Here is a 25,513-nt window from a genome sequence, read left to right on the forward strand (position 1 = left end):
CGGATGGCCGGCCCTTTCGCGCGCCTGCTTCTTCAGAGAAACAAATATCCCCGCCGGAGGCTTCCGGCCTCGGCGTCGAAGCCTCCGGCGGGGATATTTTCACAAAGGTGAAATCAGCCTTTCGGCTTGCTCGACAGCCCGCGCGACTTTCGGTCCTCGTGCTTTTTCGCGTCGACATGCTTCTTGAGGCGCGACGGGATCGATTTCTTGCGGTCCTTGTAGGGGTTCTTTGCCCCCTGGTCGCGGAATGTCAGGCGGATCGGCGTGCCCGGCATGTCGAAGGATTCGCGCAAGCCGTTGATCAGATAGCGCGCATAGCTTTCGGGCAGCTTGTCGACATGCGTGGCCATCACCACGAAACCCGGCGGGCGGGTTTTCACCTGGGTCATGTAGCGCAGCTTGATCCGGCGTCCGCCGGGGGCGGGCGGGGGGTGCGCCTCGGTCATCGCGCCAAGCCACTGGTTCAGCTTGGCGGTCGGCACGCGCCGGTTCCAGACCTGATGCGCCTTCAGGATGGCGGCATGCAGCCGGTCAAGCCCCTTGCCCGTTTTGGCCGAAACGGTCACGAGGGGCGCGCCACGCAGCTGCGGCAAGAGGCGTTCGAACGCCTCGCGCAGCTCTTTCAGCTTTGCGGGCTTGTCCTCTTCCAGATCCCATTTGTTCGCCGCCACCACGACCGCGCGGCCCTCGGTTTCGGCGAAATCGGCGATGCGCAGGTCCTGCTGCTCGAAGGGGATGTCCACGTCGAGAAGCACCACCACCACCTCGGCAAAGCGCACCGCGCGCAGCCCGTCGGCCACCGAGAGCTTCTCGAGCTTGTCGGCGACCTTGGCGCGCTTGCGCATGCCCGCGGTGTCCCAGATCCGCATCGGCGTGCCCATATATTCGGTCGTGACCGAGATCGCGTCGCGCGTGATCCCCGCCTCGGGCCCGGTCAGCAGGCGGTCCTCGCCGATGATCTTGTTGATCAGCGTGGACTTTCCGGCATTGGGGCGCCCGATCACGGCAAGCTGGAGGGGCTTTGTCTTCGTCGGGGGCTGATAGACCCCCTCGTCTTCCGAGCCCTCCTCGATATCGACATCGGTCTCGGGGGCGTCGGCGGCGTGGCGGGCCTCGAACGCATCGGCCAGCGGGCGCAGCATGGCATAGAGATCGTCGAAGCCCTCGCCATGCTCGGCCGAAAGCTTCAGCGGTTCGCCCAGGCCAAGGCTCCAGCCCTCGGTCGCGCCGGCATCGCCGGCATGGCCTTCGGCCTTGTTGGCGGCCAGGATCACATGGGCGTTCTTGCGCCGCAGGATATCGGCGAAAATCTCGTCCGCGGGGGTGACGCCGGCGCGCGCGTCGATCACGAAGAGGCAGATGTCGGCCTCTTCCACGGCGCGTTCGGTCAGGCGGCGCATGCGGCCCTGCAGGCTGTCATCCTCGGCCAGTTCCAGCCCGGCCGAGTCGATCACCACGAAGCGCAGGTCGCCCAGGCGTGCCTCGCCCTCACGCAGGTCACGCGTGACGCCGGGGGTGTTGTCGACCAGCGCAAGGCGCTTGCCGACGAGGCGGTTGAACAGCGTGGACTTGCCCACGTTGGGGCGGCCGACAATGGCCAGCGTAAAGCTCATGACGCCCTCCTTGGGCAGAGACAAGCGGCCCCTTTACACCGCTTTGGCGTCAACGGAAAGCGTGAAGCTGCCCGTTGGTGCCGACGACATAAAGCGTGCCGCCCGCGACCACCGGGGCAGAGGCCGCGCCGCCCGGAATCTCGGCCTGGCCGACCAGCGCGCCGGAGGCCGGGTCAAACACCCGCAAAAGCCCGTCGGACGAGGCGACGAACAGCCGCCCCCCGGCCAGGACCGGGCCGTAATTGGCATGGATCGCCTTCTGGCGCTTGGGCTTGTCCTTGACGAAATAGGGCAGATCGACCGCCCAGATCGTGCCGCCGGTCTCTGCGTCAAGGCGCACCAGCTGCGCCTCGTCCGAGACGAGGAAAACCGAGCCGCCGGCAACCTGCACCGGCGAATTGGCCCCTTCCGTCGCGGTCCAGAGCCGCTCGCCCGAATTGACCCCAAGCGCCACGAGCTTGCCCGCCGAAGATCCGGCATAAAGCGTATCGCCCGCGATCACCGGATCGCCCGTCAGGTCCACCACCGTGGCATAGGCGCGGCCAAGGCGCGTGCCTGCGACCCGTCCCTGCCACAGGGTCAGCCCGCCCTGGCGCAGCGCGGCGATCATGTCGCCCGAGGGGAAGGGAAAGACCACCAGCCGGTCATTGACCGCCGGCGCCGAGACCCCCGTCACGCCCGTAGGCGAGGGCGTGCCCGGCAGTTGCCATTGCACCTTGCCGTCGCTTGCGCGCACCGCCCAGGCCGAGCTGTCGCGCGCCACGACATAGACGATCCCGCCCGAAACCGTCGGCGCACCGCCCACGGCCACGTCGAAGCGCTGCCGCCAGGCGACCGCACCCGTGGCCGCATCCAGCGCGATCAGCTCGCCGAACCCGGTGGTCACATAGACCCGGCCGTCGGCATAGGCGATCCCGCCGCCCGAGGCGTCGTCGGCACGGTCCGAGGGCGGCGTCAGGTCCGCGCTCCACAGCGTGGCGCCATTGGTGCCCGTCGCCACGACCGTTGCGCGGCTGTCCATCGTGTAGACGCGCCCCGCCCCGACCACCGGATCGGCGGTGATGCGGTGCTTGCGCCCCGCGCCCTGCCCTACATCGGCCGACCAGACCCGCGTCGTGCCCTGCCCGATCGCGGCATTGAACAGCGCATGCGTGGGCAGGCCGCCCCGATGTGTCCATTCCGCATTGGCCCGGCTGGCCGGAAGGTTGATCGGAACCGCCACCGCGCCGGTCAGCGGGGCCGCCTCTGCACCTTGCAGCACGTCGCGCGGATCAAGCCGGTCGCCTTCGAGTATCAGCTCTTTCGGCGCACAGGCCTGAAGTGCCGCAGCTGCGGCCAATACCGCGATCCCTTGGGAAAGCCTCACCGCTCTTGCCCCCTGTTCCTACGGTCATTCCGACCTGTTGCCGTTACGGCCGCCACACTTGCCCGCGCGCCGTCCGTCAGTTCTGCGCGGCGGGATCGGCCCCAAGCGCCACAATCAACTCACTCGCCCGCTGTTGCAAGCCCGCCGTCAGCCCGGCCTCGGACAGGATCTGGCGCAGAAGGTCCACGGCCGCGTCGGTCCGCCCTTCGGCGACATGGACCAATGCTTGCTGCTCCATCGCCAGAAGGCGGTAGGGCGCGCCGGGCGCGGCCAGCGTAGCAAGCGAGGCATCGCGCGTGGCGGCGTCCATCGCCGCCCCCCCCACGATCACGGATTTGAGCCGCGCCAGATCGCGCAGGCTTTGCGGCACCTCTGTGTCCGAAGCCACCGCAGACAGCTTCTCCAGTGCCGCCGCGCGCCCTTCGGCATCCGTCGCCTCGGTCTCGGCCGCCGCGATCAGCGCCAGAACGCCCGCCCGCGCGCCATCGGCCGAAACCGCCGCAAGCGCGGCGGCGCGGTCCTCGGCCTCCATCGCGGACATGACCGAATCCCCGAAGGCCTGTGCCTCGGCCTCGGCGCGCGCCTTCTGCCATTCGTTGTAGGCAGCACCCCCGACGATGCCCAGAACCGCCACGACGCCGATCCAGCCATATTTGCGCATCAACGCAAACAGCCGGTCGCGGCGCACCTCTTCGGTAACCTCGTCGATGAAGCTGTCGGTATCGCTCAAGCTCATGCCCTCTCATGCTTTTCGAGCCTGTCTTACACGCTTGCCCCCCGCCTTGCCAAGGGCGGGCACCAAGGTCGCGCACCACAACCCGGTCTAAGCGGGTTTTGTCTTGAGGCGCGGCGCCGTCGGCCCTAATGTGAACCGTCTGGTTCAGACCCTGCCGCTTCGCCGCTATGGCGCAGTAAAAGGGATGCTGGGTTCGGGTTTCGCGGGCAATCCGCCCGGCTGTTTATTACACTGATCGCCCTGTTGCCGGGCAAGGGGTCTGCAATGCGCGTCGTTCCCATCGTCAACGCTGTCCTTGTCAGCGCCGCACTTTACCTACTGGTGTTCGAGCGCGACCGCCTGCTGGCCTTCGCGGCCCGCGATGCCGAGGACGCGATCCCCGCCCAGCCCGCAGCACCGCCAGAGGCGGTATCGGTGCAGGTCATCAATTCGCGCGCGCAAGAGGTGGGCCAGGGCGTGCTGACGCGCGGCCAGACCGAGGCCGCGCGGCGCGTCGAAGTGCGGGCCGAGACCACCGCGCCGGTCATCTCCGAACCGCTGCGGAGGGGCGCGCTGGTCGCGGCCGGCGACGTGCTGTGCCGGCTTGATCCCGGCACCCGGGCCGCCACCCTCGCCGAGGCCGAGGCGCGCCTTGCCGAAGCGTTGCTTTCGGCCAATGCCGCCGAGAAACTGCAAGAAGGCGGGTTCCGCTCGGAAACCGCCACGGCGGCGGCGCGCGCGGCCCTTCAGGCGGCAGAGGCCGGCGTTCAGGCCGCCCGCAAGGAGATCGAGCGGCTGACCATCACCGCGCCCTTCGCCGGCCTTCTGGAATCCGACACGGCCGAGCTGGGCGCGCTTCTGGCCGCGGGCGGCGCATGCGCCACGGTGATCGCGCTCGACCCGGTCAAGCTTGTGGGTTTCGTGCCCGAAACCGAGGTCGACCAAGTGCGCGAAGGGGCCGAGGTCGGCGCCCGGCTTGCCACCGGGCGCGAGGTTATGGGCCGCGTCACCTTCCTGTCGCGCGCCGCCGATCCGGCCACCCGCACCTTCCGCATCGAGGCCGAAGTGCCCAACGCGGACCTGTCGATCCGCGAGGGCCAGACCGTCGAGATGATCGTCGCGGCCGAGGGCACCCAGGCCCATTTCCTGCCCGCCTCGGCGCTGACGCTGGACGACGCGGGCCGCCTTGGGGTGCGCATCGTGGACGCGGGGCGCGCCGCCTTCCACCCCGTCAGCCTTTTGCGCGACGCGCCCGACGGGGTCTGGCTGGCGGGCCTTCCCGAGACGGCACAGGTCATCGTCCTGGGCCAGGAATACGTCACCGAGGGCACACTGCTTGAGGTGCACGAGGCGGGGCCGCTGCAATGACTGCCATCATCGACTGGGCCGCGGCCCGCGCGCGCATGGTGCTGGCCTTCGTGGTGATGACGATCGTCGCGGGGCTGTTTGCCTATATCGGCCTGCCCAAGGAGGGCGAACCCGATATCGAGATCCCCACCCTGTTCGTCTCGGTCCCCTTCCCCGGCATCTCGGCCGCCGACAGCGAAAAGCTGCTGGTCAAGACGATGGAGACCGAACTGGCCGATCTGGACGGCCTGAAGAAGATGTCGGGCACCGCGCTTGAGAACTATGCCGGCGTGATGCTGGAATTCGAATTCGGCTGGGACAAGACCAAGATCATCGCCGATGTGCGCGACGCGATGAACACCGCCGAGGGCAAGTTCCCCTCCGGCGCCGAGAAATACACGATCAACGAAATCAACTTTTCGGAATTCCCCATTGCGGTGGTCACGCTGTCGGGCGCGGCGCCCGAACGCACGCTGCTGCGGCTGGCCACCGAATTACAGGACAGGCTTGAAGGGCTGGACCCGGTGCTTGAAGCGACGCTGGCCGGACACCGCGACGAGATGCTCGAGGTGGTGATCGACCCCTTGCGCCTGGAAGCCTACAACGTCACCGCGCCCGAGCTGATCAATGTCGTGCGGATGAACAACCAGCTGATCGCCGCGGGCGAGGTCGAGACCGAGGGCGGCGCCTTCTCGGTCAAGATCCCGTCGTCGTTCGACAGCCCGCAGGATGTCTATGCCCTGCCCGTCAAGAAGAACGGCGAGCGTGTGGTCACGCTAGGCGATCTGGCCGAAATCCGCCTGACCTTCGAGGACCGCACCGGCACCGCGCGCTTCAACGGAGAGCGCACGGTCGCGCTGCAAGTGGTCAAGCGCAAGGGGTTCAACATCATCAACACCGTCGACGAGGTGCGCCGCGCCGTCGAGGCCGCCGAAGCCGCCTGGCCCCCCGAGCTGCAAAAGGCCGTCGACGTGGGGATCTCGCTCGACCAGTCGATCACCGTCGGCTCGATGGTCAGCCAGCTTGAAGGCTCGGTCCTGACGGCGATCGCGCTGGTGATGATCGTAGTGCTGGCAACGCTTGGCACGCGCTCGGCCCTGCTGGTGGGCTTTTCGATCCCGACCTCGTTCCTGCTGACCTTCCTTCTGCTTGGTGCGATGGGGGTGGCGGTATCGAACATCGTGATGTTCGGGCTGATCCTTGCGGTGGGGATGCTGGTCGATGGCGCCATCGTCATCGTGGAATATGCCGACATGCGGATCCGCCAGGGCCAAGGCCCGATGCGCGCCTATACCGAGGCCGCCAAGCGCATGTTCTGGCCGGTTGTCTCCTCCACAGCCACCACGCTGTGTGCCTTTCTGCCGATGCTGTTCTGGCCGGGCGTGCCGGGCGAGTTCATGGGGATGCTGCCGATCACCATCATCTTCGTTCTTTCGGCAAGCCTTGTGGTGGCACTGATCTATGTGCCGGTGGTGGGCGGTGTCGCGGGCCGTCTGAGCCGCCTGTTCGAACGTGGCGCAGCTGTGCTTCTGCCCTACCCCTGGTGGCTGCGCGCGGCGCTTGCGCTGATCGCGGTGGGGGCGGTGTTCCTTGGCGCGATGCTGATGCTCAACCCCGGCTATCTGTCGGGCAGGCGCATGCCCTCGGGGGCTTTCCTTGCTGCGGTTCCGGGGGCGGTGCTGTTCCTTCTGGGCACGATGGCGGCCTCGGTCACGCTGACCGCGATCCGGCCGCGGCGCGCACCCAAACCGATCGCGCCGGGCTATCGCCGCCGCCCCTTCGGCCGTTTCACCGCGCTTATCGCGGGAAACCCGGTGATGCCGCTGGTCACGGTGGCGGTGGTGCTGGGCATCGTCGTCGCGGTCTTCGGCTATTACGGGCGCAACAACAACGGCACCGAGTTCTTCGTGGAATCCGAGACCGAGCAGGCGATCATCTATGTCCGCGCGCGCGGCAATCTGGGCCTGAGCGAGAAGGATGCGATCATGCGTGCGGCCGAGGCCCATGTCCTTGGCACGCCGGGGGTCGCGGCGGTCTTCGCCTTTGCCGGCGAAGGCGGGCTGAACCAGAACACCGGCGGCGCCATCGCGCCCCGCGACACGATCGGCCAGATCCAGGTCGAGATGCTGCCCTGGGTCCAGCGCAAGGACGATCCCGCGCTGGATGGCGACGTGGTGATGGATGGCATCATGGCGCGGCTGGCCGGTATTCCCGGCATCCGCGCGGAATACCTGTCGCAATCGCGCGGGCCCGCCTCGGGCAAGCCGATCCAGCTACGCCTGAAGGGCGACGATTTCGCCGCGCTGGATCAGGCGGTGACGATCGTCGCGGACCGGATGGCCGGGATGCGCGGCATCACCGCGATCGAGGACACCCGCCCCCTGCCCGGCATCGACTGGGAAATCGATGTCGATGTCACCCGCGCGGGCCGTTTCGGCGCGGATGTGGCCACGGTGGGCGGCATGGTCCAGCTTGTTACTCGCGGCATCCTTCTCGATACGATGCGCGTCGACAGCTCGGACGAAGAGATCGAGATCCGCGTGCGCCTGCCGCGCGAAGACCGCGTCCTGTCGACCCTCGATGCGCTGAAGCTGCGCACCGCCGAGGGGCTTGTGCCGCTGGCCAATTTCATCACCCGCACGCCGGTCCCGAAACTGGGCCGGATCGACCGGGTGGACCAGACCCGCTATTACGACGTGAAGGCCGATGTCATCGCGGGGCTGAGCAACGAGGTGGGCCAGCCGATCAACGGCAACGAGCGTATTCAGGCCATCACCGGGTGGCTTGAAACCGAAGCCGAACTGCCGCCCGGCGTGGCCTGGGAATGGACCGGCGACATGGTCGATCAGGCCGAAAGCCAGGCCTTCCTGACCAGCGCCTTCGGCGGGGCGCTTGCGCTGATGTTCGTGATCCTGCTGGCACAGTTCAACAGCTTCTACAACGCGGTGCTCGTGCTGCTGGCGGTGGTGCTGTCCACGGCCGGGGTGCTGGTGGGCATGCTGGTAATGGATCAGCCCTTCTCGATCATCATGACCGGGGTGGGGATCGTCGCGCTTGCCGGGATCGTGGTGAACAACAACATCATCCTGATCGACACATTCCAGGAGTTCCGCCGCTACATGCCCCCGATCGAGGCCGTGATCCGCACCGCCGAGCAGCGCCTGCGCCCCGTCGCGCTGACCACGATCACCACCATGGCAGGCCTGGCCCCGATGATGTTCGGCCTCAGCCTCGATTTCATCAATGGCGGCTATTCGATCAACAGCCCCACTGCGCTGTGGTGGAAGCAGCTCGCCACCGCGGTGGTCTTCGGTCTTGGAACGGCAACGGTGCTGACGCTTATCGTCACCCCCGCGCTTCTGGCGCTACGCATCTGGTTCAGCACGGGGGCCTATCGCGGCCGCAAGGCACTGTCGGCGCTGCTTCAGGGCAAAGACAGCACCGCCGCGCGCGACCTGGCGCTGGAACGCGCCGCGCGGCGCATGGGCCATACCGAGATTGTCTGGGACGACATGCCCCCCGCCAATCCCCCGGCAGAGGAACACGGGCTGAACCGGGCCGCGGAATAGGCCCGGCTTGGACGAGCGGCTCAGGCCGCCTCTTCCTCGGCCGACTGGCGCGCCCACATCGCGCTATAGCGCCCGCCGCGCGCCAGAAGCGCCTCATGCGTGCCTTCCTCAACGATCTCGCCCTTTTCCAGCACCACGATGCGGTCGGCATCGGCGATGGTCGACAGGCGGTGCGCGATGGTGATCACGGTGCGCCCCTGCCCCATCGCGCGCAGGCTGTCCTGGATGTCGCGCTCGGTCTGGGTATCGAGCGCCGAGGTCGCCTCGTCCAGAAGCAGGATCGGCGGGTTCTTCAGCAGCGTGCGCGCAATGCCCACGCGCTGCTTTTCACCGCCCGACAGCTTCAGCCCGCGTTCGCCCACGGCCGTGTCATAGCCCTCGGGCAGCGCCATCACGAAATCATGGATCTTGGCGGCCCTGGCGGCGGCGATGACCTCGGCCTCGGTCGCGTCGGGGCGGCCATAGGCGATGTTGTAGCGGATCGAGTCGTTGAACAGGACCGTGTCCTGCGGCACTACGCCGATCTGGGCGTGCAGGCTGTCTTGCGTGATGTCGCGCACGTCCTGCCCGTCGATGCGCAGCGCGCCCCCCGTGACATCGTAGAAACGGAACATCAGCCGCCCGATCGTCGATTTTCCCGAGCCCGACGGACCCACAAGCGCCACGGTCTGGCCCGGCTCGACCCGCAACGAAATGCCCTTGAGGATCGGGCGCGCGGGATCATAGGCGAAACGGACATCCTCGAAGACGACCGCGCCGCCATTAACGCGCAGCGCGGGCGCGCCGGGCTTGTCGGTGATCTCGGCGGGCTGGTGCAGCAGGTCGAACATCTCGCCCATGTCCACCAGCGCCTGGCGGATCTCGCGGTAGACCGTTCCCAGAAAACCGAGCGGCATGGTGATCTGGATCATGTAGGCCTGCACCATGACGAAATCGCCCACCGTCAGGGCGCCGCGCTGCACGCCGATCGCGGCCATCACCATCACGACGACAAGGCCCGTGGTGATGATCAGCGCCTGCCCGAAGTTCAGCGCGGCAAGGCTCTGGCCGGTTTTCACGGCCATCTTCTCATACCCCGCCATCGAGGCATCGTAGCGCGCGGCCTCGCGCGCCTCGGCCCCGAAATACTTGACCGTCTCGAAATTCAGCAGGCTGTCTATGGCCTTCTGGTTGGCCTCGGTATCGGCCTCGTTCATCTGGCGGCGGATCTTCACGCGCCATTCGGTCACCTTGAAGGTCCATGTTACATAGGCCCAGATCGTGACCACCACCACCGCGGCATAGCGCCAGTCGAACAGCACCGCGAACAGGAGCGCCACCATCGTCAGTTCAAGAATCAGCGGCCCGACCGAGAACAGCATGAAGCGCAGAAGGAAATCCACGCCCTTCACCCCGCGCTCGATGATCCGGCTGAGGCCGCCGGTCTTGCGCGTGATGTGATAGCGCATCGAGAGGCGGTGGATATGGGTAAACGTCTCCAGCGCAAGCTGGCGCAGGGCGCGCTGCCCCACGCGCACGAACAACGCGTCGCGCAGCTCGCCGAAGCCGACGGACGAGATCCGCGCCACGCCATAGGCGATCGTCAGCGCGATCGCCCCAAGCGCCAGAAGCCAGCCGTCGTCGCGCGCCTCGCCGGCAAGGCTGTCGACGGCGGCCTTGTAAAGGAAGGGCGTCGCAACCGAGATCAGCTTGGCCACGACAAGCGCCGAAAGCGCCAGCACGACCCGGTGCTTGACCCATGACTGCGATCTGTCCTGCGGCCACAGATAGGGGGCAACCTGGCGGATCGTGCGCCAACCGCGCCCGCGCTCGCGCAGGTCTTTAGATTTGTCCGCACTGATATCAGACCTGCGCATTCCGCTTGCCTCGCCCGCCTTCCGGTTTCGAAGAATTCAGCCGAACCTCGAGGGCGAAGACACCCCGCACCCGCCAAAACGAACGATCCGGTTCGGCGAACCTAATCACGCAGGATGCAGAGTTCCAGCCCTATTCGGGAAGCGCGAAGACCTGGCCGGGATAGATCAGGTCGGGATCGCGGATCTGATCGCGGTTTGCCTCGAAGACACGCACATACAGCAGCCCATCGCCATAGGTCTCGCGCGCGATGGCCCACAGCGTGTTGCCGGGCTGAACCGTCAGGATCTCGGCCCGGGCACCGGGGGCGCCGGGGGGCGCATCGGCCGGGGCGGGCGCCTGCGCGGCCAGAAGGGCCTGCGGCGTTTCGCGCAGGAAGGGCGTTTCGGCGCGGCGCGCGACCTTTCCGTCCGGATCCAGCGCGTCAACCCGCAGCGTATAAGTGCCCGGAGCGACATCGCGCAGCACAAGCCGCCATTGCCCATCCTCTTCGGCGGCGGCAGAACCCACCTCACGGTTGTCGATATAGGCCCGCACCGCGCCGCCCGGCACGCCGCCGCGCCCGCTGACGGTCACCTCGGCGCCGCTGCCATAGGCGATCGTGTCGATCCGCATCGGATCCTGCGGCGAGGCCGTCGAGCCAGGATCGAGAAGCCGCGCGCCGGTGGCATCGGCCAGAAGCACGGGCGGCGGGGCCGCAATACCGCCCGCGCCGGTGGCATCGCCCGGGGCTGCGGCCTGCGTGTCCGGCATGGGCGCCTGCCCGGCGCCGGGCGGGTTTTGCTGGGCGGCAAGGGCCGGATCGGCCAGGGCGACCTCGGCGGCATCGGCGCTTTCGGCACCAGCCGTTTCCGCCCTAGCCGTTCCCGTGGGCCGCATCACTAGGGTCTGGTCGGACTCGACCGCTCTGCCGTTGGCATCGGTCGTCCGCAGCGTCATCGCGCGGGGCGCATCGGCCGGGGGCGCATCGAAGACAAGCGCGAAGGCGCCGCCCGCCCCCGCCACCACAGAGGCTACGGGCTGGCCGTCAAGCAAGACCTCGACCGTGGCGCCGGGCGCGGCCTGCCCGGCCACCGTCACCGCCCCGTCGGGGGTGGCGCGGAACATGTCGAAGACCGGGGGCATAGGCGCGCCGTCCTGACCCGAGGCGGGCGCGGCGCTGCCGGTTGCCTGGGGCGCCGCCATCTCGGGCGCGCCAAGCGCCGCGGGCGGAGCTGCCGCCTCATCCGCCGGGCCCGGCGCAACCGGGTTCTCCCGGTCCAGCGCGAACCATGCCAGCAGCGCCAGCGCCGCCGCCCCCGCTACCAGCCCGCCGATCGCCGCACCGCTGAAGGGCCGCGCCGCAGCCCCTTCGTCCGTCTTGCCGCCGTCCATATCCAACCCCAGTCCGGGCCACCCGCGGGCCCCTTCGGGCGGGGTCTTTCCGCCCCGCTGCTTGAGCAAGCTTAGCAAGCCCGCTATCACCGCTCAAGAACGCCCTTTCACAGTAGCGAGGAACCATGAGCCGCCACCAGAACTCTGTCTGTGTCTATTGTGGCTCGCGCAGCGGCGCGCGCCCCACTTATACCGAGGCCGCGCGCGCCACTGGCGCCATGCTGGCCGCGCGTGACTGGCGGCTGGTCTATGGGGCGGGCGATGTGGGCCTGATGGGTGAGGTCGCGCGCGCGGCCCAGGGCGCGGGCGGCGACACCTTCGGCGTGATCCCGATCCACCTGTTCCAGCGCGAAGTCGGCAAGCGCGACCTGTCGACCTTCATCGTCACCGAGAACATGCACGAGCGTAAGAAGGTCATGTATATGAACTCGGACGCGATCGTGGTGCTGCCCGGCGGGGCGGGATCTCTGGACGAGCTGTTCGAAGTGCTGACCTGGCGCCAGATCGGGCTGCACGAAAAGCCGATTTTCCTTCTGAACATCGAGGGTTACTGGGATCTTCTGCTGGGCCTTATCGATCACGTCATCGCCGAGGGCTTCGCCGATGCCAGCCTGCGCGATTACCTGGTGGTCGTGCCCGATGTCAGTGCGTTGGAAAGCGCGCTTTCCACCGCCTTCGGCTGACGCAGGCTGGCATAGGAATAAAGCACCAGCGCGGGCCAGATCAGCCCAAGCGCCGCGACATGCCAGCGGGTCAGCGGTTCGGCGAAAAGCAGCACGGCGCAGACAAGCTGCAATGTCGGGTTGAGGTATTGCACCAGCCCCACCGTCGCCAGCCGCACGCGCCGCGCCGCATAGGAAAACAGGATCAGCGGCCCGGCGGTCAGCACCCCCGAAAAGACCAGCATCGCCGTTGTCGCGGCATCCCGGCCGAAATGCCCCACCCGTCCCTGCGGCCCCCACCATCCGGCATGCAGCCCCGCAAGGCAGACCAGCGCCAGCGGCGTCAGGATCGCCACCTCGGCCGTGACCGACACGACCGGCCCGACGGGAAGGTATTTCTTCGCCAGCCCGTAAAGCCCGAAGCTGAAGGCAAGGGCCAGCACGATGCCGACCTTGGCCCCCAGTCCCCAGAACAGCACCCCCACCGCAACCGCCGCCAATGCCACGGCCACGGCCTGCAACCGGCCCAGCCTTTCGCCGAAGGCCAGCATCCCGATCACCACCGCGACCAGCGGAAAGACGTAATACCCCAACGAGGCCTCGGTCGCGCGGCCCGATTGCACCGCCCAGATGAAAACGAACCAGTTGACCGAAACCACCGCCGCCGAGAAGGCCAGCACCAGCCCGTTGCGCCCGCCGAAGGCCGCGGCAAGCGCGCCGAGCCGCCCCTGCGCGGCAAGGATCAGCCCGAACAGCACAAAGGACCACAGCGTGCGGTGGCACAGCACCTCAAGCGGCGGCACGTCCGACAGCGCCTTGTAATAGATCGATGACAGCCCCCAGACCACGCAGGCCGAGACCATCGCCAAAAGTCCTTTTGCCGCCTCGGTCATCCCGCCTTCTCCGGCCCCTCACGCCCCTTCATCGCCGAGCACCGGGCAAAAGGAAAGCGCCTTCGGGTGCACCCCGCCGGGGCGGGGGCCGCGCGGCCTAAAGCGCGTCGATTTCCTCCGCGACGATGGTGGCGATCTTTGCCACGGGATGCCGGGTCAGGGTCTTGTCGATCTCGGCCACGACACAGGCGCGCAGAGTATCGTCCATCTCGTCGCGCAACGCGCCCAGAACTTGCGGCGGGGCGCACAGGACCAGCTTCTGGAACCGCCCCGCGCGGGCACGGCGCGCCAGGGTTTGCACAAGATCCGCAGCGAACCGCTCGGCCGTCAAGCGTGCGTAATCGGGCTGCTCCAGCGCCGAACGCTGTCCGGGGCCATCGTCGGCCATGCGGCCCGGACGGTCAGACGCCGTTACCACCTCGTCGGCCTCGTCGCGGGCGATCAGCGACAGGCGGGGCGCCGCCGCGCCGCCGGTATTCTCCAGCAGCAGAGCCTTTTCGCCATCGGCCACGACAACCCAGGTTCCCTTGGCAAGCAACATCTCCGTCCCTCCTCTTTCGGTTGCACGATCCTATCCGAGATAGGATCGCACCGCCCCGATTTCAAAAGGCCCGCCGGAATATCCGGCGGGCCCTGCAACGATACACCGACGCGAAACGGGTCAGAGGCGCGAGGCCACGTTTTCCCAGTTCACCAGCTTTTCGAGGAAGTTGGTCAGGTAGGCCGGGCGCTTGTTGCGGAAGTCGATATAGTAGGAATGTTCCCACACATCGCAGCCCAGAAGCGCGGTCTGACCGAAGCACAGCGGGTTCACGCCGTTTTCGGTCTTGGTGACCTTGAGGCTGCCATCCTTGTCCTTGACCAGCCAGCACCAGCCCGAACCGAACTGCCCGGCACCCGCGGCGGCGAAGTCTTCCTTGAACTTGTCGACCGAGCCGAAGCTTTCGGTGATCGCCGCTTCAAGCGCGCCGGGCATCTTGTCGCCATTCGGACCCATCATCTCCCAGAACTGCATGTGGTTCCAGTGCTGCGAGGCGTTGTTGAAGATGCCGTTCTGCGCCACGGCGCCGGCCTGATAGGTGCCGCGCACGATATCCTCAAGGGATTTGCCTTCCCACTCGGTCCCGGCGATCAGCTTGTTGCCGTTGTCGACATAGGCCTTGTGGTGCAGGTCGTGGTGATATTCCAGCGTTTCCCTGGACATGCCAAGACCGGCAAGGGCGTCATGGGCGTAGGGAAGATCGGGAAGTTCAAAAGCCATCGTTCGGTTCCTTCTGCGGAAGAGTTCCTGTTCCAACGCCTATAGAAGGCCATGGGTTCCCGAGGTCAAGGGCAGAGCCCGGCCGAAATTCAGGCCGGTGCAACCAGTTCGCTGCCCGGACGCGCCGAATGTTCAAGCGCCCCCATGACGTAGCCCGCAACCGAACGGAAGCAGACCACCGAGAACGTATCCTTATCCGATCGCCAGAGCGCGGCCGCAACCTGGGCGGCACGCGTGCGGCGTACCTCGTCGGCGGCAAGCGCGTCGAAATCGACGGGGCAAAGCTTCGTCAGCACCTGCTCGGCCTTCTCGCCGATGACGCGGAACATGGCGCGCGCGTCCGAGACGTCGACCACCAGCGCATGTTCCTTGACAAGCGCCTTTTCCAACGCCGCGACAGTGGCCGCGGCCTCGGCATAGGGCACAAGGATCAAAAGCTCGTCGGGCGACATCCAAAGCGCGGACCGCCCGGAGGCGGCCACCACGCGGCGCTGCGCGGGAAGCGAAAGGCCAAGCTCTTTCAGGGCCTTGGCAAGGGCTTTCGACGCAAGATCGCAGCGCAGCGAGACCATGCCCTGAAGCCCGGCTTCCTGCACCGTTGCAAAGCCCTGACTGGTGCGGCCCTCAAGGGCGCTGACAGCATCAGACATTCTGCTTCTCCCCATCCTTGTCGTAGAATACCGGATCGACGATGCGCGCCCGGAACACCTTTCCCGCATCGGCCGGGAAATCGAGCACCTCGCCCATCCTATCGGGTCCGCGATGCACCAGCCCCATGGCGATGCCCTTGCCCAGCGTGGGCGAGAAATAGGTCGAGGTCACGCGCCCCTGCACATTGCGCTGCCCGTTGGGGTTATGCCCCTCGGCCACCGCATAGACGCCGTCGGGCAGGACCGATCCGTCCACGGTTTCCAGACCCACCAGCTGCCAGCGGTCGGGGTTGTCCATGAAGGAACGCTGCTGCGCGCGCTTGCCCAGGTAATCCTCTTTCTTCTTCGAGATCGCCCAGCCAAGGCCAAGATCCTGCGGGATCACCGTGCCGTCGGACTCGTCGCCGATCATGATGAAGCCCTTCTCGGCGCGCATCACATGCAGCGCCTCGGTGCCGTAGGGCATCGCGCCGAACTCTTCGCCCGCCGCAAGGCAGGCCTTCCAGAACGCCATGCCCTCTGAGGCGGGGACGGCGATCTCGTAGCTCAGCTCCCCCGAGAAGGAGATGCGGAAGATCCGCGCGCGGAACCCGCCCAGCTCGCCCTCGGCCCAGGTCATGAAGGGCAGCGCCTCTTTCGAGACATCCATCCCGCCCAGCTTTTCCAGCAGCTTGCGTGCGTTCGGGCCGACAATGGCCACCTGCGCGAACTGCTCGGTCAGGTTGGCGGTATAGACCTTCCAGTCCCACCATTCGCATTGCAGCCAGTCTTCCATCCAGCCATGGATGCGATCGGCCCCGCCCGAGGTGGTGTGGCACAGCCAGCTGTCCTCGGACAGGCGCACGACCACGCCGTCATCCATCAGGAAGCCGTTCTCGTTGCACATCAGCCCGTAGCGGCATTTGCCCACCGGCAGCGTGCTCATCATGTTGGTGTAGAGCATGTCGAGGAATTTCCCCGCATCCGGCCCCTTCACCACGATCTTGCCCAGCGTCGACGCGTCGAGCATCCCGAGGCTGTTGCGGGTGTTCGAAATCTCACGGTTGACTGCATCGCGCAGCCCCTCGCCCGCGCGCGGGTAGGAATAGGGGCGGCGCCACAGGCCCACCGGCTCCCAATGGGCGCCATTGGCCTCGTGCCATTCGTGCATCGGCGTGCGGCGCAGCGGCTGGAAGATTTCGCCGCGCGCCTCGCCCGCGATCGCGCCGAAGCTGATCGGGGTATAGGGCGGGCGGAAGGTGGTGGTGCCGGTCACCGGGATTGCCTGGCCCAGTGCGTCCGACAGGATCGCCAGCCCGTTGATATTGCTCAGCTTGCCCTGATCGGTGGCCATGCCGAGCGTGGTGTAGCGCTTGGTATGCTCGACCGATTCATAGCCCTCGCGCGCAGCCAGCTGCACGTCCGAGACCTTCACGTCGTTCTGATAGTCGAGGAAGGCCTTGAAGCGCAGCGCGGGCGGCGCACCTTGCGGCATCATCCAGACCGGGGCCATCGGGCCTTCGGCGGCGGCAACAGCTGGCGGGCCACCCGCGTCGGCCAGAGCCTCGGGCAGGCGCAGCGCGCCATTCGCCGCGCCGACCGCGCGCACCATCGCGGCGCCATCGGCGCCGGTCGGCGGGCGCGACGGATCGGGGCGGAAGCAGGCATTCGCCTCGTCCCAAAGCAGCTTGCCGCCGCAATGCGACCACAGATGCACGACCGGCGACCAGCCGCCGGACATGGCGACACAATCGCAGCCGATCTCTTCGAGGACCGCGCCCTCGCCCGCCTGTGCGCAGACCTGAACGCCCTGCACCCGCTTGCCGCCCTTGACCTTGGCGACACCGCGCCCGGTCAGGACACGCACGCCGCGGGCGCGGACCTCTTCGATCAACTCGCCCGTCGGGGCCTCGCGCGCATCGAGGACCGCAGGCACGACCAGCCCCGCATCCAGCAGGACAAGCGCCGTGCGATAGGCATCGTCGTTATTCGTGACGATCACGGTTCGGTCGCCGGGGCTGACGGCCCAGTTGATCACATAATCGCGCACCGCCGAGGCCAGCATCACGCCGGGCACGTCATTGCCCGCGAAGGCCAGCGGGCGTTCGATCGCGCCGGTCGCGGTGACGATCTGCCCCGCACGCACCCGCCAGAGGCGGTGGCGCGGGCGGCCGTCGCCGGGCGTCGCGTCGCCCACGCTTTCATAGCCCAGCACATAGCCGTGATCGTAAAGCCCTGCCGCCATACAGCGGGTGCGCAGGCTGACATTGGGCATCGCGGCCAGTTGCTCAAGCGCGCCGGCCACCCAGTCTTCGGGCGCCATGCCGTCGATCTGGCCGCCATCGACCGGGCTGCGCCCGCCCCAGTGGGCAGTTTGTTCCCAGACGATCACGCGCTTGCCAGCGCGACCGGCCTCGAGCGCGGCGGAAAGCCCCGCCACGCCGCCGCCCACGACCAGCAGGTCACAGAAGGCATAGGCATGTTCATAGCGGTCGGCATCGCGTTCCGTGGGCACCTTGCCCAGGCCCGCCGACTGCCGCACGATCGGCTCGAACACATGTTTCCACGCCGCGCGCGGGAACATGAAGGTCTTGTAGTAGAACCCTGCGGGAAGGAAGCGATAGGCCCAGTTGTTCAGCACGCCGATATCGGTCTCGAGGCTGGGCCAGTGGTTCTGGCTGGAGGTCTCGGCGCCGTCGAAAAGCTCGGTCGTGGTGGTGCGCTGGTCGGGCTCGAAGCGCGCCCCGGTGCCCAGCCCCACGAGGGCGTTGGGCTCCTCGACGCCGCTTGCGATGATGCCGCGCGGGCGGTGATACTTGAAGGACCGGCCGACAAGCATTTGGTCCGCACCCAGAAGCGCGGATGCGAGCGTGTCGCCGGCAAAGCCCTTTAGGCGCTTGCCGTTGAAGCGGAAGCCGAGCGGTTTGGTGCGGTCGATCAGGCGACCGCCGGTGGCGAGACGGGTGCTCATTTCAGGCCCTCCCAGTCGGGGCGGCGGGCCTTGATGGCCGCGACGATGGATGCAGGGGGTTCGGTGGTCTGCGCGGGATAGGTGCCGAACACCTCGAGCGTGGCGGTGCAGCGCGCGGCCAGAAACCATTTGCCGCAGCCATAGGCGTGGCGCCAGCGTTCGAAATGCACCCCCTTGGGGTTCTTGCGGGCGAACAGGTAGCCTTCGAAATCTGTATCCGAGGATCCGGGGCCGAAGCGTTTCAGATGCGCCTCGCCGCCCGGAGCGAGCTCGGTTTCCTCGACGGTCATACCGCAACAGGGACAGGTCAGTGTCAGCATCTCAGCGGGCCTTTGCTTGGCGGGCGCCGGGGGCTTCGCGCCCCCGGACCCCCGCGGGATATTTGGACGAAGATGAAGGGGCGGGCATCAGTGCGCCACCCCGGCGGCCACGGATTCGTCGATGAAGCGGCCTGCGCGGAAGCGATCGAGGCCGAATTCCGCCGCGAGGGGGCCGGGGCTGCCCTTGGCCACCAGTTCGGCCATGGCCCAGCCCGATCCGGGGATGGACTTGAAGCCGCCGGTTCCCCAGCCGCAGTTGACGAAGATGTTGCCCACGGGCGTGGCCGACAGGATCGGCGAGCGGTCACCCGTCATGTCGACGATGCCGCCCCACTGGCGCAGCATCTTGAGCCGCGAGATCATCGGGAAGGTCTCGATCAGGGCGCGGACGGTTTCCTCGACATGGTGCCAGGAACCGCGCTGCGTGTAGTTGTTGAACCCGTCGGTACCGCCGCCGATCACCATCTCCCCCTTGTCGGACTGGGACATGTAGCCGTGCACGGTGTTGGCCATCACCACGACGTCCATGCAGGGCTTGATCGGTTCGGAGACGAGGGCCTGAAGCGCCAGCGACTCGATAGGCAGGCGGAAGCCGGCCATTTCGGCCAGCACCGAGGAATGGCCCGCGACGACGATGGCAAGCTTGCCGCAATCGATCGCGCCCTTGGTGGTGTCGACGCCCTGCACCTGGCCGCCCGCGGTGCGGATGCCCGTCACCTCGCATTGCTGGATGATGTCCATGCCCATGGCCGAGCAGGCGCGCGCATAGCCCCAGGCCACCGCGTCATGGCGCGCGGTGCCGCCGCGCGCCTGGTAGAGCGCGCCCAGGACCGGGTAGCGCGGGCCGTCGATATTGATGATCGGCACCAGTTCCTTGACCCGCTCGGGACCGATCCATTCGGTTTCGACGCCTTGCAGGTTGTTGGCATAGACCGTGCGCTTGTAGCCGCGCACCTCGTGTTCGGTCTGGCCCAGCATCAGCAGGCCGCGCGGCGAGAACATGACGTTGTAGTTCAGGTCCTGGCTGAGATCTTCGTAAAGCGCGCGGGCTTTCTCGTAGATCGCGGCCGAGGGGTCCTGCAGGTAGTTCGAGCGGATGATCGTCGTGTTGCGGCCGGTATTGCCGCCGCCAAGCCAGCCCTTCTCGATGATCGCGACATTGGTGATGCCGAAATTCTTGCCCAGGTAATAGGCGGTGGCGAGGCCGTGCCCGCCGGCCCCGACGATGACGACATCGTAGCGTTTCTTCGGCGCGGGCGAAGCCCAGGCCCGTTCCCAGCCCTGATGGAAACGAAGCGCCTCGCGTGCGACGGCGAAAGCGGAATAGCGTCTCATGCCCATGGGTGCGGCCCCCTTTTGTCAGATCCGGGGCGGGGTGCCGAATCCGTTCCGGACGTTCCCTGCCTTTGTCCTTTTTGATGGACCCGGAGGCCACGGAAAAGCGACCTCCAAGCGGCGCTTGAGGGAAAAAAGCGACATGAGCCTGCGACATGGCGTGTCAGGGCGTCGCTTGGGGCTTTTGCCGGGGGCTTGGAAGGCCTAAATGGGGGCCAAGGACAAGGAGACGCCATGCTGTTCTGGACAATCACCGCCGCCCTGGTGGCCTTGATCGGTCTTTTGCTGGGGCTTGCGCTGTTGCGCGGCCATGCCGGAGAGGAACCCGCCGCCGCCTACGATCTGCGCGTTTACCGCGACCAGTTGCGCGATGTCGAACGCGATCAGGCGCGGGGCGTTCTGGGCGCGGATGAGGCCGCGCGCCTCAAGGTCGAGATTTCGCGCCGGGTGCTCGAGGCCGACCGTGCCGCGCAGGGCGCGGGCGCTGCACGCCGCCCACCGATCGGCGCGACGCTGGCCATCGCGGCGCTCGGGCTGGCGATTCTGGGTGGGGCCTTCGCGCTTTATCAGCGGCTTGGCGCGGCGGGATATCCCGATCAGCCGCTGTCCGAACGCATCGCAATCTCTGAAGAGATTTATCAGGCGCGTGCCTCGCAGGACGAGGCGGAAAAGGTCGCCGAGGCCGAGCGTGGCCCCGCGCCCGCGCCTGACGCCCGTTTCGCCGAGTTGATGGAGCGGCTGCGCAAGGCCGTGCAGGACCGCCCGAACGACCTTGAGGGGCTGGCGCTTCTGGCCCGCAACGAGGCCAATATCGGCAACTTCCGGGCCGGATGGGAAGCGCAGCGCCGGATGATCGCACTGAAGGGCGACGCCGTCACGGCGGCGGATTACGCAGAACTGGGCGAGCTGATGATCGTCGCCGCGGGCGGGCTTGTGACGCCCGAGGCCGAGGCCGCCCTTGGCAAGGCGCTGGAGCTGGATCAGGGCGAGCAGCTCGCGCGCTATTATGTCGGGTTGATGATGGCACAGAACGGGCGGGGCGACCGTGCGTTCCGCATCTGGTCCGAGCTGTTGCGCGAAGGGCCCGAAAGCGCGCCGTGGATCGCGCCGATCCGCGCGAATATCCAGCAGCTTGCATGGATTGCGGGCGAACCGAACTATACCCCGCCGCCGGTCGGCGCCTCGGGGCCGTCCGCTGCGGATATGGCGGCCGCGGCCGCGATGTCGCCCGAAGAGCGCAATGAGATGATCCGGGGAATGGTCGAACAACTGAACCAGAAGCTGGCCAACGAGGGCGGCACCGCCTCTGACTGGGCCCGCCTGATCGCATCGTTACGAATCCTGGGCGAGAACGACCGCGCCGATGCCGTCTTCGCCGAGGCGCAAGGTGTCTTTGCCGGGCGTGACGAGGATCTGGCGACGATCTCCGCGGCGAATGACGGGACAGTTCCCGCGGGAGGACAGGCGCCCGGCCCGACCGCCGATCAGGTCGACGCGGCCGCCGCCATGACCCCCGAGGAGCGGCAGGAGATGATCCGCGGCATGGTCGACGGGCTGAACGACCGGCTGCTGGCCGAGGGCGGAAGCGCCGAGGAATGGTCGCGGCTGATCTCGTCGCTGGCGATGCTGGGCGACGCGCCCGGCGCGCAGGCCGCGCTTGCGGCAGCGCGCGAGAACCTTGCCGACCAGCCCGAGGCGCTTGCCGCCGTGACTGCCGCGGCCGAAGCGGCCGGGATCGCCCCTTGATCTGCGCCACGATCGAGGAATTCGCCACCGCCCTGCCCGCTTTCGGCGCGGTCGGCGGGCTGGATCTGGGCACCAAAACGATCGGCGTTGCGGTGTCGGATTCGATGCGCAGCGTGGCAACCCCGCTGCGCACCATCCGGCGCAGCAAGTTCACCGCCGATGCGCAGGAGTTGCTGGCCCTTGTGCTGGAGCGCGGGCTGACAGGGCTGGTGCTTGGCCTGCCGATGAACATGGACGGCTCCGAAGGGCCGCGCTGCCAGTCCACCCGCGCCTTCGCGCGGAACCTGGAAAGGCTGACCCCGCTTCCCATCGCCTTCTGGGACGAGCGGCTGTCGACCGTGGCCGCCGAACGCGCCATGCTGGAGGCGGATATGTCCCGAAAACGTCGCGCCGAGGTGATCGACCATGTTGCGGCGGGGTTTATCCTGCAAGGAGCCCTCGACCGGCTGGGCTATCTGAGGACGCCATGAACGACAACGGTGATCAGGTCTGGAAACGCACCGAGATTGACAGCCCCTGCGTCAAGCTTTGCGCGGTGCACCCGGTCGAGAAGATCTGCGTGGGCTGCTTCCGCACGGTCGAAGAGATCGCCAACTGGTCGCTCATGAGTCCTGAAGAGCGCCGCCGCATCATGACCGAGCTGCGCGGCCGTGCGCCCCGGCTGCGGGTGCGCCGGGGCGGCCATGCCGCGCGCAGCGAAAGCTAGGCCCGGTCGGCGAAGACAAAGCAGCGGTCGCGCCGGATCATCAGCCACATCGGCGTACCAGGTTTGGGCAGAAACACGTTCGGCACCGTGACGCGCAGGATCGAACCGTCGAAATCCATGCGAAACTCAACCAGGCTTTCGCGGCCCATGAAGCGTGCCCGTTCGACCACCCCACGCGCCGGGGTGCCATCCTGCGGCGTAGGATTGGGGCCACGACCGTTACGGTCGAAATCGATCTTGAGATGCTGCGGACGGATCACGATGTCGACGCGAGTCCCGTCGGGGTGGCCGGGCATCAGGAAATCGCCGAACGGCGTGGCGGTCAGCGCCCCGTTCACCGTGCTTTTCAGCACGTTGACATCGGAAAAGAAGGCGGCCGCATCGCGGTCGATCGGGGCGTTGTAAAGGTTGTAGGGCGCACCGCGCTGCACGATCCGCCCGCCGCGCATCAGCAGGATCTGATCGGCCATCCGCATCGCCTCATGCGGCTCATGCGTGACCAGAAGCACCGCCGTGCCCTCTTCCTTCAGCAGGGCGAGCGTTTCGTCGCGGATGCCGTCGCGCAGCCGCTCGTCAAGGCCCGAGAAGGGCTCGTCCATCAACAGGATGCGCGGGCGCGGCGCAAGGGCGCGGGCAAGCGCCACGCGCTGCTGCTCTCCCCCGGAAAGCGCATGCGGAAAGCTGTCGATATGCCTGGACAGGTGCACCCGCTCCAGCAATTCGGCCACGCGCGCGCGCTTGACCTCGCGCGCGCCCTTCAGCCCGAAAGCGACGTTATCGGCCACCGACAGATGCGGAAACAGCGCGAAATCCTGAAACATCAGCCCGATCGAGCGCCGCTCGGGCGGGACGCGGAATACCGTGTCGCAGACAAGATTTCCATCGACATAGATGCGGCCGGCATCCTGCATGTCGACCCCCGCGATGATACGCAGCGTGGTCGACTTTCCGCAGCCCGACGGTCCCAGAAGGCAGGTCACCTGACCCGCCGGAATGGTGAAGGACACATCGTCCACCACCGACATGCCACCAAAGCGGCGCTCAAGGCCCTGCACCTCAAGGCGCGGCGCCTCGGGGCGCGGCGGGCTTGGTTGAGGGGACTGGCTCACAGCGACTTTCCGATCAAAACTCTCAGGGTTTCGGCCGGGATAGCAGCCACGCAGAACCGGTGCAAGCGCACAGCCCCCTACATCGTCAGATTGGTCGCCCCGCCATCCAGAAGGATGTTCTGTCCGACAACATATCCCGCATGGACCGAGCAAAGAAAGGCGCACATCGCCCCGAACTCTTCCGAGGTGCCATAGCGCCCCACCGGGATCGTGGCGGCACGCCGGGCGGCCGCCTCTTCGGGCGTGATGCCTTCAGCCTTCGCCACGCCGCTATCAAGCGAGACAGCGCGATCCGTCGCATGCAGCCCCGGCAGAAGGTTGTTGATCGTGACGCCCTTCGCCGCAACCTGACGCGCGGTTCCCGCGACAAAGCCGGTCAGCCCCGTGCGGGCCGAATTGGAAAGCCCCAGCGTCGCGATCGGTGCGCGCACGGATTGCGAGGTGATGTTGACCACCCGTCCCCATCCGGCCTGCATCATTTGCGGCAGGCAGGCCTGCATCAGCGCGATCGGGGTCAGCATGTTGGCATCCAGCGCCTTGATGAAATCCTCGCGCGACCAGTCGGACCAGAGGCCCGGCGGCGGTCCGCCGGCATTGGTCACAAGAATGTCGACCGCACCTGCCGCACCCAGCACCGCCGCGCGCCCTTCTTCCGTGGTGATGTCGGCGGCCACGGGCACGACCTTCACGCCGTATGTCGCACCGATATCGCGCGCCGTTGCCGCAAGCGCATCGGCCCCGCGCGCGTTCAGCACCAGATCGACACCCGCCGCGGCAAGCGCCTCGGCGCAGCCCCGGCCCAACCCTTTCGAGCCCGCACAGACAATTGCGCGCTTGCCCTTGATCCCCAGATCCATGCCCGTTCCTCCACCTGTGGCGTTCCCCTTTTGCCTAGCACCCCGGATTTGGCAACGGAAGGCCGCAATGCTTGACGCTTTGTTGACTTTGTTGCTTTACCCGACCCGGAATAGCCTTACGCATCCAGCCAGGGACAGGGGCGCGGGCAGAAAGGAGAGCGGCACGATGCAAGCCAGGACGATGCTTCCCCCGGACCGGCCCGTGCATGTCTTCGAGGCGGGCGCGATCCGGGTCAGCACCGGGGTCAACCTGGGCGACCCGCTGGATCTGGCCGATCTCTGCGCGCCGGGCGACATCTACCAGCTTGCCCGCGACGCCCGGCTTCGGCGCCTTGTGCTGGCCGGGCAATCCGGGCAGGGCGCCACGCAGACCATCGCGCCCCAATCCGGCATCGGCCAGCCGGGCGACCGGGTTTCGCTTGTCGCGCGCCATGTGCTGATGGGCCCCGAGGGCGACACGCTTGACGTGCTGATGATCCGGCACGAGGCGGGCGGCGCGCTTTATGCCCTGCCCCTGTCGCCCATGGTTCCGCGCACCGAATACGCGCTTCTGGAATCGCACGAAGACCCCGGAGAGGCGCGGCTGGCCGACCTGATCTGCGTGGCCTTCGGCACCGGCACGATGATCGCCGTCGCGGGCCAGGGCCAGCAGCCCATCGAATCGCTTGTGCCCGGCCAGATGATCCTGACGCGCGACAACGGCCCGCAGCCGCTGCGCGTGGTGGCGCGCGCGCGCCTGCGCGCCCTTGGCAGTTTCGCGCCCGTCGTGATCTCGGCCGGGACGCTTGGCAATGTCGGCAACCTCGTGGTCAGCCCGCATCACCGCATCTTCCTTTATCGCCGCGGCAGCCGGCAGATCGGCGACAGCCCGGAACTGCTGGTGCAGGCCCGCCACCTGGTCGACAACGATCACGTCTGGCGCCGCGAGGGCGGCTTTGTCGACTATCACGCCCTCGTCTTCGACCGGCACGAGATCATCTATGCCGAGGGCATCCCCTGCGAAAGCCTGATGGTCACCGACACCACGCTGCACCTTCTGCCCGACGAGCTGGGCGCCGAAATCCGCGCGCGCCTGCCCAATCTGCGCCATCTGCAACATTCCGGCGCCGAGGCGGGGCGCGAGGCGCTTGCCCGGATCGGGCGCGAGGCGCTGTTCCGCCGCCGCGACACGGACTAGGCCCGCCGA

Annotated in this window: 20 protein-coding genes and 1 pseudogene; 7 read left to right on the forward strand and 14 right to left on the reverse strand. The window is 67.4% G+C overall.

Annotation, left to right across the window (positions count from 1 at the left end; all coding sequences use genetic code 11):
• Positions 1-113: 113 nt before the first annotated feature.
• From der to AC4PTO_RS11370, 3 genes are all read right to left on the reverse strand, one after another.
• Positions 114-1,613 carry a ribosome biogenesis GTPase Der gene (gene der / locus AC4PTO_RS11360; protein WP_492728545.1) on the reverse strand — a complete coding sequence of 500 codons (1,500 nt, stop codon included), beginning with the start codon at positions 1,611-1,613 and terminating at the stop codon, positions 114-116.
• A 49-nt stretch (positions 1,614-1,662) separates the two neighbouring features.
• A complete protein-coding gene (locus AC4PTO_RS11365; RefSeq protein WP_492728547.1) occupies positions 1,663-2,979 on the reverse strand; it encodes an outer membrane protein assembly factor BamB family protein in 1,317 nt (438 codons plus the stop codon).
• 76 nt (positions 2,980-3,055) lie between these two features.
• Positions 3,056-3,715: a hypothetical protein gene (locus tag AC4PTO_RS11370; protein ID WP_492728549.1), complete on the reverse strand. Its 660-nt coding sequence runs from the start codon at positions 3,713-3,715 to the stop codon at positions 3,056-3,058.
• A gap of 264 nt (positions 3,716-3,979) precedes the next feature.
• On the opposite strand from AC4PTO_RS11370, the gene AC4PTO_RS11375 reads away from it, so the two are divergent.
• Positions 3,980-5,062: an efflux RND transporter periplasmic adaptor subunit gene (locus AC4PTO_RS11375; protein ID WP_492728552.1), complete on the forward strand. Its 1,083-nt coding sequence runs from the start codon at positions 3,980-3,982 to the stop codon at positions 5,060-5,062.
• Positions 5,059-8,610: an efflux RND transporter permease subunit gene (locus tag AC4PTO_RS11380; RefSeq protein WP_492728554.1), complete on the forward strand. Its 3,552-nt coding sequence runs from the start codon at positions 5,059-5,061 to the stop codon at positions 8,608-8,610. Before AC4PTO_RS11375 ends, AC4PTO_RS11380 begins: the two co-directional genes overlap by 4 nt.
• A gap of 20 nt (positions 8,611-8,630) precedes the next feature.
• On the opposite strand, the gene AC4PTO_RS11385 is transcribed toward AC4PTO_RS11380, so the two are convergent.
• Both AC4PTO_RS11385 and AC4PTO_RS11390 read right to left on the reverse strand, forming a co-directional pair.
• Positions 8,631-10,466: an ABCB family ABC transporter ATP-binding protein/permease gene (locus tag AC4PTO_RS11385; protein ID WP_492728556.1), complete on the reverse strand. Its 1,836-nt coding sequence runs from the start codon at positions 10,464-10,466 to the stop codon at positions 8,631-8,633.
• A 130-nt stretch (positions 10,467-10,596) separates the two neighbouring features.
• Positions 10,597-11,838 (reverse strand): LysM peptidoglycan-binding domain-containing protein, encoded by a 1,242-nt coding sequence (locus AC4PTO_RS11390; protein WP_492728558.1) that lies wholly within the window; start codon positions 11,836-11,838, stop codon positions 10,597-10,599.
• Positions 11,839-11,963: 125 nt separating this feature from the next.
• Here AC4PTO_RS11390 and AC4PTO_RS11395 point away from each other — a divergent pair, with 125 nt between their 5' ends.
• Positions 11,964-12,521 (forward strand): LOG family protein, encoded by a 558-nt coding sequence (locus AC4PTO_RS11395; protein ID WP_492728561.1) that lies wholly within the window; start codon positions 11,964-11,966, stop codon positions 12,519-12,521.
• Here the strand turns inward: AC4PTO_RS11395 and rarD are convergent.
• The 7 genes from rarD to AC4PTO_RS11430 all read right to left on the reverse strand — a co-directional run bounded on the left by rarD (position 12,458) and on the right by AC4PTO_RS11430 (position 19,909).
• Positions 12,458-13,393, reverse strand: coding sequence for an EamA family transporter RarD (rarD, locus tag AC4PTO_RS11400; protein WP_492728563.1), 936 nt, complete (start codon positions 13,391-13,393; stop codon positions 12,458-12,460). The two genes, AC4PTO_RS11395 and rarD, sit on opposite strands and share 64 nt — an antisense overlap.
• A gap of 97 nt (positions 13,394-13,490) precedes the next feature.
• The gene (locus AC4PTO_RS11405) at positions 13,491-13,934 is read right to left on the reverse strand and encodes a baeRF12 domain-containing protein (protein WP_492728565.1); all 444 of its coding nucleotides are present in this window, start codon (positions 13,932-13,934) and stop codon (positions 13,491-13,493) included.
• 120 nt (positions 13,935-14,054) lie between these two features.
• On the reverse strand, positions 14,055-14,654 hold the full coding sequence (locus AC4PTO_RS11410; RefSeq protein ID WP_492728567.1) for a superoxide dismutase: 600 nt from the start codon (positions 14,652-14,654) through the stop codon (positions 14,055-14,057).
• 89 nt (positions 14,655-14,743) lie between these two features.
• Positions 14,744-15,304, reverse strand: coding sequence for a sarcosine oxidase subunit gamma (locus tag AC4PTO_RS11415; protein WP_492728569.1), 561 nt, complete (start codon positions 15,302-15,304; stop codon positions 14,744-14,746).
• On the reverse strand, positions 15,297-18,254 hold the full coding sequence (locus AC4PTO_RS11420) for a sarcosine oxidase subunit alpha family protein (protein WP_492728570.1): 2,958 nt from the start codon (positions 18,252-18,254) through the stop codon (positions 15,297-15,299). The genes AC4PTO_RS11415 and AC4PTO_RS11420 overlap by 8 nt, the downstream gene beginning before the upstream one ends.
• Complete coding sequence (locus tag AC4PTO_RS11425) at positions 18,251-18,574, reverse strand: sarcosine oxidase subunit delta (RefSeq protein WP_492728572.1); 324 nt, start codon at positions 18,572-18,574, stop codon at positions 18,251-18,253. The genes AC4PTO_RS11420 and AC4PTO_RS11425 overlap by 4 nt, the downstream gene beginning before the upstream one ends.
• 87 nt (positions 18,575-18,661) lie before the next feature.
• Positions 18,662-19,909 (reverse strand): sarcosine oxidase subunit beta family protein, encoded by a 1,248-nt coding sequence (locus tag AC4PTO_RS11430; protein WP_492728574.1) that lies wholly within the window; start codon positions 19,907-19,909, stop codon positions 18,662-18,664.
• Between the two features lie 234 nt (positions 19,910-20,143).
• Here AC4PTO_RS11430 and ccmI point away from each other — a divergent pair.
• From ccmI to AC4PTO_RS11445, 3 genes and pseudogenes are all read left to right on the forward strand, one after another.
• Positions 20,144-20,431, forward strand: a pseudogene (gene ccmI, locus AC4PTO_RS11435) (c-type cytochrome biogenesis protein CcmI); the annotation flags it as partial.
• 1,220 nt (positions 20,432-21,651) lie between these two features.
• The gene (gene ruvX / locus AC4PTO_RS11440; RefSeq protein WP_492728575.1) at positions 21,652-22,125 is read left to right on the forward strand and encodes a Holliday junction resolvase RuvX; all 474 of its coding nucleotides are present in this window, start codon (positions 21,652-21,654) and stop codon (positions 22,123-22,125) included.
• Entirely contained in the window at positions 22,122-22,361 is a 240-nt protein-coding gene (locus tag AC4PTO_RS11445) for a DUF1289 domain-containing protein (protein ID WP_492728576.1), read from the forward strand. Before ruvX ends, AC4PTO_RS11445 begins: the two co-directional genes overlap by 4 nt.
• Here the strand turns inward: AC4PTO_RS11445 and AC4PTO_RS11450 are convergent.
• Both AC4PTO_RS11450 and AC4PTO_RS11455 read right to left on the reverse strand, forming a co-directional pair.
• Positions 22,358-23,386: an ABC transporter ATP-binding protein gene (locus AC4PTO_RS11450; protein WP_492733607.1), complete on the reverse strand. Its 1,029-nt coding sequence runs from the start codon at positions 23,384-23,386 to the stop codon at positions 22,358-22,360. The two genes, AC4PTO_RS11445 and AC4PTO_RS11450, sit on opposite strands and share 4 nt — an antisense overlap.
• Before the next feature lie 161 nt (positions 23,387-23,547).
• The gene (locus tag AC4PTO_RS11455; protein WP_492728578.1) at positions 23,548-24,327 is read right to left on the reverse strand and encodes an SDR family oxidoreductase; all 780 of its coding nucleotides are present in this window, start codon (positions 24,325-24,327) and stop codon (positions 23,548-23,550) included.
• Positions 24,328-24,493: 166 nt separating this feature from the next.
• Here AC4PTO_RS11455 and AC4PTO_RS11460 point away from each other — a divergent pair, with 166 nt between their 5' ends.
• Complete coding sequence (locus AC4PTO_RS11460) at positions 24,494-25,504, forward strand: Hint domain-containing protein (protein ID WP_492728580.1); 1,011 nt, start codon at positions 24,494-24,496, stop codon at positions 25,502-25,504.
• Positions 25,505-25,513 lie beyond the last annotated feature (9 nt).

The sequence above is a fragment of the Rhodobacter maritimus genome, from assembly GCF_058747975.1.

What these genes read in the sequence shown, in the direction of transcription:
- AC4PTO_RS11405 (WP_492728565.1), bottom strand. Translation starts at nt 13,934, where the DNA reads ATGTTGCTTGCCAAGGGAACCTGGGTTGTCGTGGCCGATGGCGAAAAG.
- AC4PTO_RS11415 (WP_492728569.1), bottom strand. Translation starts at nt 15,304, where the DNA reads ATGTCTGATGCTGTCAGCGCCCTTGAGGGCCGCACCAGTCAGGGCTTT.
- AC4PTO_RS11455 (WP_492728578.1), bottom strand. Translation starts at nt 24,327, where the DNA reads ATGGATCTGGGGATCAAGGGCAAGCGCGCAATTGTCTGTGCGGGCTCG.
- AC4PTO_RS11460 (WP_492728580.1), top strand. Translation starts at nt 24,494, where the DNA reads ATGCAAGCCAGGACGATGCTTCCCCCGGACCGGCCCGTGCATGTCTTC.
- der (WP_492728545.1), bottom strand. Translation starts at nt 1,613, where the DNA reads ATGAGCTTTACGCTGGCCATTGTCGGCCGCCCCAACGTGGGCAAGTCC.
- AC4PTO_RS11425 (WP_492728572.1), bottom strand. Translation starts at nt 18,574, where the DNA reads ATGCTGACACTGACCTGTCCCTGTTGCGGTATGACCGTCGAGGAAACC.
- AC4PTO_RS11390 (WP_492728558.1), bottom strand. Translation starts at nt 11,838, where the DNA reads ATGGACGGCGGCAAGACGGACGAAGGGGCTGCGGCGCGGCCCTTCAGC.
- AC4PTO_RS11420 (WP_492728570.1), bottom strand. Translation starts at nt 18,254, where the DNA reads ATGAGCACCCGTCTCGCCACCGGCGGTCGCCTGATCGACCGCACCAAA.
- AC4PTO_RS11385 (WP_492728556.1), bottom strand. Translation starts at nt 10,466, where the DNA reads ATGCGCAGGTCTGATATCAGTGCGGACAAATCTAAAGACCTGCGCGAG.
- rarD (WP_492728563.1), bottom strand. Translation starts at nt 13,393, where the DNA reads ATGACCGAGGCGGCAAAAGGACTTTTGGCGATGGTCTCGGCCTGCGTG.
- AC4PTO_RS11445 (WP_492728576.1), top strand. Translation starts at nt 22,122, where the DNA reads ATGAACGACAACGGTGATCAGGTCTGGAAACGCACCGAGATTGACAGC.
- AC4PTO_RS11380 (WP_492728554.1), top strand. Translation starts at nt 5,059, where the DNA reads ATGACTGCCATCATCGACTGGGCCGCGGCCCGCGCGCGCATGGTGCTG.
- AC4PTO_RS11375 (WP_492728552.1), top strand. Translation starts at nt 3,980, where the DNA reads ATGCGCGTCGTTCCCATCGTCAACGCTGTCCTTGTCAGCGCCGCACTT.
- AC4PTO_RS11410 (WP_492728567.1), bottom strand. Translation starts at nt 14,654, where the DNA reads ATGGCTTTTGAACTTCCCGATCTTCCCTACGCCCATGACGCCCTTGCC.
- AC4PTO_RS11450 (WP_492733607.1), bottom strand. Translation starts at nt 23,386, where the DNA reads ATGTCGGTGGTGGACGATGTGTCCTTCACCATTCCGGCGGGTCAGGTG.
- AC4PTO_RS11430 (WP_492728574.1), bottom strand. Translation starts at nt 19,909, where the DNA reads ATGAGACGCTATTCCGCTTTCGCCGTCGCACGCGAGGCGCTTCGTTTC.
- AC4PTO_RS11370 (WP_492728549.1), bottom strand. Translation starts at nt 3,715, where the DNA reads ATGAGCTTGAGCGATACCGACAGCTTCATCGACGAGGTTACCGAAGAG.
- AC4PTO_RS11395 (WP_492728561.1), top strand. Translation starts at nt 11,964, where the DNA reads ATGAGCCGCCACCAGAACTCTGTCTGTGTCTATTGTGGCTCGCGCAGC.